General features: G+C 76.6%; 1 protein-coding gene. It reads left to right on the forward strand.

The window, feature by feature from the left end:
- A partial coding sequence (locus tag CCN51_RS19015) for an SDR family NAD(P)-dependent oxidoreductase (RefSeq protein ID WP_143675838.1) occupies positions 1–6,484 on the forward strand: 6,484 nt, incomplete at both ends.

Below are 6,484 nucleotides of genomic sequence, written 5' to 3' on the forward strand. Positions count from 1 at the left end.
GCGGCCCGGGCCGCCGCCTGCGTGACCGGGGCGCTGCGGCTTCGGGACGCGCTGACCGGCGACGGCCCGGTACCGCCGGCCGCCCGCGCGCGCATCCCCGTGCGCGGCGCCCACGACGAGGTCCGCGGTGTCGCCCTCGGCGTGACCGACGGCCCCTGGGACGGCGTGGCCCGCGCCTGGCAGGACGGCGCCGCCGTCGACTGGGCGGCCTGGTTCGAGGGCGAGGAGCGCGGCCGCGTCCCGCTGCCGACGTACCCCTTCGAGGGCCGCCGCTGCTGGCTGACCGGCCCGGACACCAGCGCACCCGCCGACCGGGTCACCGGCCCCGGCCCGCACCCCATGCTGGACGAGAACGTCTCCACCCTGGACACCCTCGCCTACCGCGGCTCCCGCACCGGCACCGAGTTCTACCTCGCCGACCACCGCGTCGACGCCGAGCCCGTCCTGCCCGCCGCCGGACAGCTGGAACTGGCCCGCGCGGCCGGCGAACTCTCCCTCGGCGGACCGGTCCGGCTGCGCGGAGTCTCCTTCGAGCAGCTGCTCTCCTACGCAACCGGGCCGCGCACCGCGCTCGTCCAGCTCTGGCGCGAGCGCGAGGTGGTCGGGTTCGAACTCACCGCCGACGAGCGGGTGGTCACGGCCGGCGAGATCCACCCCGGAGCCGTCGAGCGCCCGGCACCGGCCGACCCGGCCGCCGTCGCCGCCCGCTGCGCCGAGTCGGTCACCCACACCGACTGCTACGACATCCTGCGCGCCCACGGCCTGGACTACGGCCCCCGTATGCGCGCCCTCACCGAGGTCCGGCTCGGCGACGGGGAGGCCCTCGGCACCCTCGAACTGCCCGACGGCGCCTCGCTCGACGGCGTCGTGCTCAACCCCGCCCTCCTGGACGGCGCCCTGCACGCCCTGGTCGTGCTGCTGGCCCGCGCCTACGGCGAGAGGGCCGACGGCTTCCTGCCGCTGGCCCTGGGCGAACTCACCGTGCACGCCCCCGTCACCGGGTCCTGCCACGTCCACGTCACGGCCGGCCGGCTCGGGGAGCGGACCGCGCACGCCGACCTCACCGTCGTGGACACCCACGGCCAGGTCCTGGCCCGTCTGGACGACCTCGCCGTGCGTGTCCTCGGCGAGCCCCGCGAGTCGGCCCTGCTGGTCCGCCGCTGGACCGCCGTGCCCGCCGAGCCCACCGGTGCACCCCTCGGCGGCACGGCCGCCGTCGTCACCGCCGACCCGGCGCGCGGCGCACAGCTCGCCGCTCACCTCACCGCGCTGGGCATCGGCACGGTCGCCCGCGACCTCGGCCCGGCCACCGCGCCCGACGTCGTCCTTGTCGACGAACCGACCCCCGAACAGGCGCTGCACGTCGTCCGCACGCTCCTCGCCGCCCGCCCCACCGCGCCCGTGCGCGTCCTGCTGCTGCACCGCCATGACGCCGACGGCCCTCGCCCCGAACCCGCCGCACTCGCCGCCTTCGCCCGGACCGTCCGCGCGGAGAACCCCCTCCTCGAAGTGCAGGCCGTCGGCCTCGCCGAGGACGTGGCCGAGGCCGACGCGATCGCCGGCGAACTGGCCGGCCACGGCCGCGATCCGGAGGTCGCCCACACCGCACAGGGCCGCCGGATCCCGCAGGCCGAACCGGCCCCGGCCGCCGGCCCGGCAGCGGTCCGCGACGGCGGTGTGTACGTCGTGACGGGCGGCGCGGGCGGACTGGGCCGCGCCGTCGCCGGCCGGCTGCTCTCCCGGGCCGACGCCCGCGTGGTCCTGCTGGGCCGCCGCGAACGGCCCGCCGACCTGGACGAGCGCCTGGTCTACCGCAGCGTCGACGTGTCCGACCCGGACGCCCTGACCGCCCGACTCGCCTCCATACGCGAGGAGTTCGGGCCGCTCACCGGCGTTGTCCACGCCGCCGGTGTGCTGCGCGACGGTTTCGCCCTGACCAAGTCCGCCGAGGACTTCGCCGCCGTCCTCGCCCCCAAGGCCGCCGGACTGCGCGCCCTGGACGCGGCCACCGCCGACGACCCGCTGGACTTCTTCGTCGCCTTTTCCTCCATCGCCGCCCACATCGGCAACCCCGGCCAGACCGACTACGCCTATGCCAACGCCTATCTGGAGGCCTATGCCGAACGGCACGGCCGGATCACCGCGATCGCCTGGCCGATGTGGGCCGACGGCGGGATGCGCCAGAGCACCGAGGCCGCCGCGGACATCGCCGCCCGCACCGGCTTCGGCGTACTGCCCACACAGGCCGGCCTCGCCCTGTTCGAGCAGGCCCTCGGCACCCCCGGCGCGCTCGTCGCCGGCTACGGAGACCTCCGCACCATCACCACCGCGCTCACCGCGCCCGTCGCCCGGGCGGCCCGGACCGCCACGGCCACCGCGCCCGCCGAGGGCGGCGGCCCGCGCGACGAGGCCCTGCGGCTGCTGCGCGAGCTGATCGCCGCCGAGACCGGCCTGGATCCGGCCGAACTGGCCGAGGACGCCCCCTTCGACCGGCTCGGCATCGACTCGCTGATGATCGCCAAGCTCAACCGCGAGCTGGACCGGCACTTCGACGCCCTGTCCAAGACCCTGTTCTTCGAATACGCCACCCTGGGCGAACTCGCCGGCTATTTCGCCGAGCACCACGCGGCCGAGCTGACCGGCGGCACACCGGCGGCCGCACCGGTCACGCCCACGGCCGAAGGCACCGCCCCGCGCCCGCCGCGCGCCCCGCGCCGTACCGCACGAGCGGGCATCGTCGAACCAGCCGAACCAGCCGAGGACGCCACCGACGCCGCCGACGACACCGACGCCATCGCCGTCATCGGCCTGGCCGGCCGCTACCCGGCCGCCGACGACCTCGACGAGCTCTGGACCACCCTGGCCGAGGGCCGCGACGCCATCACCGAGATCCCCGCGGAGCGCTGGGACAGCCGCCGCTGGTACGACCCGGACCCGGCGGCGCCCGGCCTCGCCCACACCCGGTGGGGCGGATTCCTGCGCGACGTCGACCGCTTCGACCCGCTCTTCTTCGGCATCTCCCCGCGCCAGGCCGAACTGATGGACCCCCAGGAGCGCCTGTTCCTGCAGAACGCCTGGCACGTCCTGGAGGACGCCGGCTACCGCCGCTCCGACCTGGCCGACCGGCCCGTCGGCGTGTACGTCGGCGTGATGTACGGCGAGTACCAGTTCCACGGCGCCCTGGACGCCCTGCGCGGCGGGCGGCCGCTCACCGGCTCGTCCTTCGCCACCATCGCCAACCGGGTCAGCCACGCACTGGACCTGTCCGGTCCGAGCATGGCGCTGGACACCATGTGCTCCTCCTCGCTCACCGCGATCCACCTGGCCTGCGAGAGCCTGCGCCGGGGCGAGAGCGAACTGGCCATCGCCGGGGGCGTCAACGTCTCCGTACACCCGTACAAGTTCGCCTTCCTCAGCCAGGGCCGCTTCCTGTCCTCCGACGGCCGCTGCCGGGCCTTCGGCGCGGGCGGCGACGGCTATGTGCCCGGGGAGGGCGTCGGCGCCGTCCTGCTCAAGCCCTACCGCAAGGCGCTGGCCGACGGGGACCGCATCCACGGCCTGATCCTGGGCAGCGCCGTCAACCACGGCGCCCGGACCAACGGATACAGCGTGCCCAACCCGCGCGCCCAGCAGCGCGCGATCACCACCGCGCTGGAACAGGCCGGCGTCACCCCGGAGGACATCGGCTACGTCGAGGCGCACGGCACCGGCACCGCCCTGGGCGACCCGATCGAGCTGACCGGCCTCACCCACGCCTACCGGTCCGCCGAGGCCGCGCCCGGCACCTGGCCGATCGGCTCGGTCAAGTCCAACATCGGGCACCTGGAGTCCGCGGCCGGCATCGCCGGACTCACCAAGGTGCTGCTGCAGTTCCGGCACCGCACCCTGGTGCCCTCGCTGCACTCGGCCGAGCTGAACCCCAACATCGACTTCGGGCGTTCCCCGTTCCGCGTCCAGCGCGAGCTGTCCGCCTGGCCCGACGGGGACCGGCCGCGCCGGGCCGGCCTCAGCTCCTTCGGCGCGGGCGGCGCCAACGCGCACCTCGTCCTGGAGGAGTCCCCGAACCCCGACCCGGTCACCGACGTACCGGCGGGCGAGCAGCGCACCGGCGAACCCGTGCTGTTCCTGCTCTCCGCCCGCGACGAGGAACGGCTGCGCGCCTACGCCGAGTCGGCCGCCCGCTTCGTGCGGACCGAGCGCGTGCCGCTCGCCGACCTGTGCTTCACCACCCAGGTGGGCCGCGAGCCCCTCGACGCCCGGCTCGCGGTGGCGGTCACCGACGGCGGCGAACTCGTCGCGGCCCTGCGCCGGTTCGCCGACGGCGGCCCGGCCCCCGACCTCGCCGACGCGGGCCCGCTGGCCGAGTCGGCCCGCCGCTGGCTGGGCGGCGCCGACGTGGACTGGGCGGCCTGGCACGCCGGCCGGCCGGGGCCCGCCCCGCGCCGGGTGCGCGCCCCGCGGTACCCGTTCGCCGCGGAGCGCTACTGGATCCCGCTCGACCCCGACCTGGGCACGGCCGCTCCGCATCCGCTGGTCGACGCCAACGAGTCCACCGTCACCGAGGTCCGCTTCCGCAAGACGCTGCGCGCGCACGACCCGCTGCTGCGCGACCATGTGATCGAGGGCCGGCCGCTGCTCGCGGGCGCGGCGACGCTGGAGTTCGTCCGCGCCGCCGCCGCGCTCGCCGAGCCCGGCACCCGGCACGCCCTGCGCGAGGTGGTGTGGGGCCGGGCCGTCGAACTCGCCGACGATGAACTGGAGTTGTACGTCTCCTTCCGCCCGGGCGGCACCGGGCTGGCCTTCGAGGTGTACAGCGGGACCGGTGCCGGCCGCACCACCCACGCCCGCGGCAGTGCCGTCCCGGCCCCCGCCGCCCCTGAGGCCGCCGAGGACCTCGCCGCGCTGCGCGCCCGTCTGTCCGTCGTACGCGACGGACCCACCGCGTACACCGAGTACGCGGCCGCCGGGTTCGCGTACGGCCCCTCCTTCCAGGTCATCGACGAGATCCGGGGCGGCCCCGGCGAGGCGCTGGTCCGGCTGGTCCGGGCCGGTACCGCCCTGGGCACCCAGCTGCCCCCGGCGCTCCTCGACGGCGCCCTGCGGGCCTGCCACTGGACCGGCCGGACCACCGCGCCGCGCCCCGGTGAACTCGCCGTCCCCTTCAGCCTCGGCGCCCTGGACTCCTTCGCCCCGCTGCCCGAGGTCTGCCACGCGCACGCCCGGCTGGCCGGCGAGTCGGCGGGCGTGCGCCGCTTCGACCTGACCGTGTACGACGACCAGGGCCGCGTGCTCGCCTCCGTACGGGACTTCGCGGGCCGGCTGCCCGGTATCGCCGAGCCTGAGCCCGGCTCCGGCGAACCCCGCCTCTACGAGCCGTACTGGCGCCCCGCCGCCGACCCGGAACCGGCGGACGCCGCCGGGACCCTCGTCCTGCTCGGCCGCCGCCCGGAACTGGAGTCCGCGCTGGCCGCGACCGGCGGGTGGCGGCGCGTCGTCGCCGTCGGCGAGGACACCGGCCGACTCGCCTCCCTCGCCGACGAGAACGGGCTCGACCTCGCCGTCGTCATCGGCGACGTCCTCGGCGACGTCCTCGGCGACGCGGACGACGGCTCGCCCGCCGATCTGCTCGACCGCGCCTGCGCCCCCGTCCTGAACGTGCTCGACGCGGCCCGCACCGGCGCGCTGCCCGGCCGGGTGCGGTGCCTGGTGCTGCACCCGCAGAACGCTGGCGAGGACCGGCCCGAGTGGGCCGCCCTCGCCGGGTTCGCCCGCTCCACAGGGCCGGTCGCGCCGCGCCTGGAACTGCTCACCCTCGGCGTTGATATCGCGGCCCCGGCCCCCGAGGTCGCCCAGGCCATGGCGGTGGAACTGCGCGCCGCGCACCGCGCCGCAGGCCTGGAGGTCCGCCGTACGGCCTCCGGCGAGCGGCAGGTACGGGCCCTGCGCCCGCTCACCGGCCCGGCCGCCCCGGCCGACGTGCCCCTGCGGGACGGGGGCGGGTACGTCGTGACCGGCGGCGCCGGTGCCATCGGCCGTGTCCTCGCCGAGCATCTGGCCCGCACCCACGCGGCCAAGCTGGTGCTGATCGGCCGCTCCGAGCCCGACGAGCGGACCCGCGCCTGGCACCGCACGCTGACCGGCCTCGGTGCCGAGGTGCTCGCGCTGCGCGCCGACGTGGCCCGGGCCGACGAACTCGGCGCGGCGCTGGCCGCCGCCCGGGACCGGTTCGGCGCTCTGCACGGCGTGTTCCACCTGGCGGGCGTCGCCGACGAGGGCCGCGCCGACGGCGACCGGGAGCGCTTCGCCCGGCTGCTCGGCGCCAAGACGCACGGCCTGGTCCACCTGGACCGGCTGACCCGCGAGGACCCTCTCGACCTCTTCGTGGTCTTCTCCTCCGTCTCCTCCCTCATCGGTGACTTCGGAGCGGCCGGCTACGCCACCGCCAACCGCTTCGCCGACCTCTACACGGTGGACCGCGACCGCC

It is taken from the genome of Streptomyces milbemycinicus (assembly GCF_002154605.1).
GTDB classification, from domain to species: domain Bacteria; phylum Actinomycetota; class Actinomycetes; order Streptomycetales; family Streptomycetaceae; genus Streptomyces; species Streptomyces milbemycinicus.